At 67.9% G+C, this 5,035-nt stretch carries 1 protein-coding gene; it reads left to right on the top strand.

Annotation, left to right across the window (positions count from 1 at the left end):
• Window positions 1–782: 782 nt before the first annotated feature.
• Window positions 783–5,035 (top strand): hypothetical protein (locus VAE46_RS12315; RefSeq protein WP_322797235.1); only part of this gene is annotated, 4,253 nt, incomplete at its 3' end.

Here is a 5,035-nt window from a genome sequence, read left to right as displayed (position 1 = left end):
CCACCTCCAACCTCCCACCTCCCACCTCCCACCTGGTTAACCTCCTCCCCCCGCCATACGTTTCTCCCCCACGAACGGAGCGCCCGCACACGGGCGAACCGTACCTTGCCCTTTGCAGAAAGGTTGACCCTTGCCCGACCGGTCAGTACCTTTCGCAAGGCTTTACCCACCGACCCGGCCCCCGGCCGGGCACATCCCGTTGCACCCAACCGGAGGCCCCGTGCCCCAGGCACACCTCGCCCCCAGCGCCCGTCTCGCCCCTGTCCTCCCCCTCGAGGACCGGGCGCCGCACAGCGCCGCCGCGCTCGCCCGGGCCCAGGGCAACCTCCAACCTCCCACCTCCAACCTCCCACCTCCAACCTCGGCGCGCTTCGCGCCGGGTGGCAGGAAACCACAACGAAAGGAGGGATCGCTGAGCGCGGCCCGCTGCCCGGCGCCGGGAACGCCGTGACGCTCCCGTGAGGCAGCCAGGCCCGCACCCACGCCATCCGAATCCATCCATACGTCCAGAGGGAATGCCCGGATCCGCCCAGGCCTGCGCCAGGCCAGGCGCGGCAGACGAGCGGGCGACCTCGCCAGCAACCGACGCCGGCCCACCGCCGGCACCGCTTGCACCATCGCCCGCAGTCCGGGCGCATCCGGCACCGGGCCACCCGGCCCGGCAACACCTTCAGCAACCGGGGCACACGCCCCAGCCACAGCCAGGAGCGTTTCGCTCCGCACCCCGGCCACACCGGGGGAACGAACCGAAACGACTCACATGACTGGAGAGGTAGAACAATTTGAGTAAGGAACTTGCACAGGCCGTTGGCGGAAGGAAGGTCGCGTGGCTCATCGCCCTCCTCGCCGCCATCGCCGTCGTCGCAACCCTGGGCTCGCAGTGGCGAGGTTCCGAGGCAGCGATGCCGACGACTTCGTTCACGCTTTCGCAGAACCCGCCAACGCCGGGGCCGGTTAACCCCGGCGACCTGATTACCTACACCACGGATGTCGATACCACGGGTGTCAACAGCAACGGCCCTGTGGTCATTACCATCATCCTCCCGACGGGCGTGCAGGCCACAACGTCCACCGTCACCTGCCCGTCTCCTGCGGGCGGTGTCAACTGGGCCGCCGGCGGCGCTGGAACAGGCATTCTGACCTGCACTTCCTCCGGCGCCCTGACCTCCAACCTGACCAACTATGCGATGGTGGTTACGGTCAACGCCGCCGCAAGCGACCAGGTGGGCACCGCCAGCGGCTCGATCGCCGATGCTGATAACACCCCGATCGCTGCCACCGCCGGCGCCGGCCTCGGTACGCTCACCATCAACGGCGTCACCGCCAGCGGCGGCGGCACGGTCGCGCCCGGCACCCCGGCCATCACCTTCACGTTCACCATCCCGAGCGGGCTCGACGTCTGCGGTGAAGACTCGAACCTTGAGGTCGACACCTACGTCCCGACCGCGTCCGACTTCGTGATCACCAACGGGACGTTCGTCTCGGCGACCACCGATGGCGGCAATCCCAACGTCGTGACCGTCACGGTCCAGCCCACAGTGGGCGTCGGCAGCTCCGTGTCGGTTGCCATCCTCACCCACCTCGCAACCAGCACGGTCACCGAAGACTGCCAGGAGTCGCCGCCGGTGACCACCCAGGTCGCCCAGCCGGCGATCCTGCATATCGCCGATGACGGCAACCCGATTGTCGGGCAGGAAGTCAGCAACAACGTCCGCGGCTCCACCCACACCATCTGCGTGGTCGCCGACGACACCGGCACGATCTCGAACGGCGTCTTCACCGCCAACCCGACGCCGCTCGTGCTGCCGGGCCTGACCCTTGCAAACATCGTCGTCACCAACGGTGGCGGCTACACGAGCACCGCGGATACCGACCCCACCTTCTCCGACGTCCAGATCTTCGTCGGCGATGGCAACAATGGCCTGGATGGCGCGACCTGCATTAGCTGGCGCTCCCTCGATGCCGGCGACCAGACGATTAGCCTGACCTACGTCGATGGCAACACGAGCCAGAACGTCAACGTCTTCTGGGACAACCGCACCGCCCCCAACTCGCAGGGCATCGTCAAGGAGTGGAACCGCCTCGAGGCCAGCACCATTACCTCGGGCAGCGCCACCGGCACGGGCGCGAACGTCAGCATCACCCGCAACCTGCCGCTCGTCCTGAACCCGCTCAACGGGCAGTACCAGGGCACGCCCGTCACCATCACCGATACCTTCCTCGGCAGCCACACCAACTCGGCCGGCCAGCAGGAAGGCCCGATGCCCCTCGCCGGCGTCAACTGGAATGCCTCGCTCGCAACTGGCAGCTGCGGCAACCTGACCGGCACCACCGCCGGCACCACCACGCTGACCAATACCGGCGGCGTCGGCGGCACGCCCAACCTGACCTTCAACCCCAGCGGCTGTGCTCCCGGCAGCACTGCCACCGTCACCATCACCGGCTCGGAACCCGGCGCCCTCGGCTCCGGCACGCCCACCACGGTGACCCAGTCCATCACCTTCACCTTCACCGCCCAGATCCCGGCGAAGCACGTCTTCCTCGCCTGGGCCGGCCAGCGCGTCGTCCTCGAGCACAACTGGGCCCTGGACCCGGACCAGCCCGGCCAGACCTGCCCGGAGTTCGGCGAGGGCCAGTCCGTCCGCTACGTGAAGAGCAGCGGCCCCGGCGCCTTCCTGCCCGGCGGCACCGTCTTGAGCATCCTCGATCAGGACCACGTCGTTGCGAGCGTCACGACCCAGAACCTCAACAGGTACGCGCCCTGCACCTCGGTCGCCGTCTATGAGTCCGAGGACCAGGGCCAGGTCGATATCGAGGCTTTCATCGAGAACGCCCCGGCCTCCAAGGTCGCCTTCGTCGTCTACTACATGAAGATCAACACGGTGAACGTCTCGCTCGTCACCCAGGCCTCGAAGCCGACCCACAACGGCTCCGCGGCCCCCGACTGGACGCCCGGCAACCCGTGGGACGCTTCCAAGGACGACGCCGACGGCACCGCCGAGTGGAACGTCTCGAAGGACATCCTCGTCCGCGGCCGCGTCACCGGCTGGTTCACCAACAGCAACCCGTCCGGCCGCCCGGCCGATACGAGCAACCCGCTCAACGTCCTCCCGGCCGACCGCTGGGTCATGCCGAACGACTGGCCGGTCCTTGCCGGCGGCCCCGCCGACCCGGCTGACGGCTCCAACGCCATCGGCACTGCCGAGCAGTTCCGGCCGTACTACGACATCATGATCGACCCCGACATGGCCAAGAACGGCGGCCGCGCCCTTGCGAACCCGAACGGCCTTGGCCTCACCCAGGTCGCTGCCGTGGCGGCCGGCAACACCGGCGTCGGCTCCGCTACCTCGCCGATCATCGTCACCACCTGCGCCTCGCTGCAGGCCAACGATAACATCTCGGTCGGCGCGACCAGCAAGACGGTCAGCTCCTGCACGGGCACCGCGCTTGTCCTCACCGTGCCGTTCACCACGGCCCCGGCTGCCGGCACCCCGATCTTCGAGTCCTCCGGCACGCCGTTCGTCGGTCCCTACAGCGCGCTCGATATCGTCGGCCTGAGCCAGGACGGCTTCGGCACGCTCGCCCCGACTGATCCCACGTTCACCGCGCGCTTCCGCGACACCGCCTGGCGTGACGGCGACGTCGACTGGTGGGATGCCCCCATGCCGCCGGCCCTCGTCTCGGTCCAGATTCGCGGCACCGGCTTCATCAAGCAGGTCATCAAGTCCGACGTGTACTACGTCGGCACGCCGAATACGCTATCGGTTGCCGGCGGCGGCACCCAGGTTTACCCGAACCCGTTCTACTGGAGCGAGATCCCCGAGAGCCCGGCCATTTCCGCGGTCGCGGCGGGCGGCGGCTACCTCTGGGATAGCTTCGGCACCAACGGCCCGGCCGATGGCCCGTACGCCTTCTGGACGCCCGTCCTCGTCGGCACCAACAGCGCCGGTATCGGGGAGGCCCTCAGCTCCACCGACGTCGCCGAGCTGAACGTCATCCGCTCCGTCTACGGCGACAACACCATCGCCCGCGACCTGGTCGTCTACAGCGACAACCACGGCGAGTTCATGGTTGCCGCCAACGGCGACTTCAAGACCGACCTCTCGGCCTGCGCCACCAACGCCCTCGCCGGCGGCAAGCACTGCAAGCCCGGCGATAAGGTCGGCTCCGGCCGCATCAACGCCACCGTCGATTACCCGGACTTCCGCGGCAAGCACTTCCCGGTCCTCTCCAACACCGTCACGGTTGAATGGACCTGGGGCGGCTACAAGGACGTCACGGTTCACGACGGTGAGACCGACCAGTTCAAGTACGTCGTCTTCCACGCCCTCGACCGCGATGGCTTCTGCTCCGTGCCCGCTGGCGCGGTCAGCCTCCACCCGGTCCTGAGCGGGCTGTCGACGGACTCCTGGCTTGGCTACCCGCCGGAGACGGTCGACTTCCTCATCGATAGCGGCGAAGGCATCATCGTCGGCCAGTCCGGCGGCGGCACCATCAACGACGGGCGCCGCTTCGCCACCGGTGTAACCACCTTCTCCGTCGCCCTGAACAACCCGGCGGTCACGGGCATCAAGGAATTCCCGCTGAGCCCGCTCGCGGCCTCCGGCCAGACCGATGAGTGCCAGGCCTGGATCAAGGTCAGCAACAGCCTCCTCGGCATCGTCAACGTCCTCGCCATCGCCCACGATGACGAAGGCGACATCGGCTTCGACCGCGTGATCGACCTGGCCACCACCACCAGCTACACGCTGAACTTCCGGTGGAGCCTCATCACCTGGGCCGGCGCCGATAACATCCCGGTGCTCGATGCCCTCAAGGGCACCGGCAAGAACACCGGCGGCAACGACATCTCCTCCAGCGTCACCGCCGTCTACGGCTGGAACGCTGCGGCCCAGCAGTGGCTCGGGTTCTTCCCGGCGGGCGTCAATGTGCCCGGCGCGAACGACCTGACCTCCCTCAAGACTGGCGAAGCCTACTGGATCGCCATCACCGGTCCGTCGTCCGTCACCTGGACTATCGCGACCAACGTCGACTA

Origin of the sequence: Tepidiforma sp., from assembly GCF_034433535.1 — a bacterium.
GTDB lineage: Bacteria > Chloroflexota > Dehalococcoidia > Tepidiformales > Tepidiformaceae > Tepidiforma.
The sequence above is the reverse complement of the archived record's forward strand: the minus strand, read 5'-3'. Positions and strand labels throughout refer to the sequence as shown.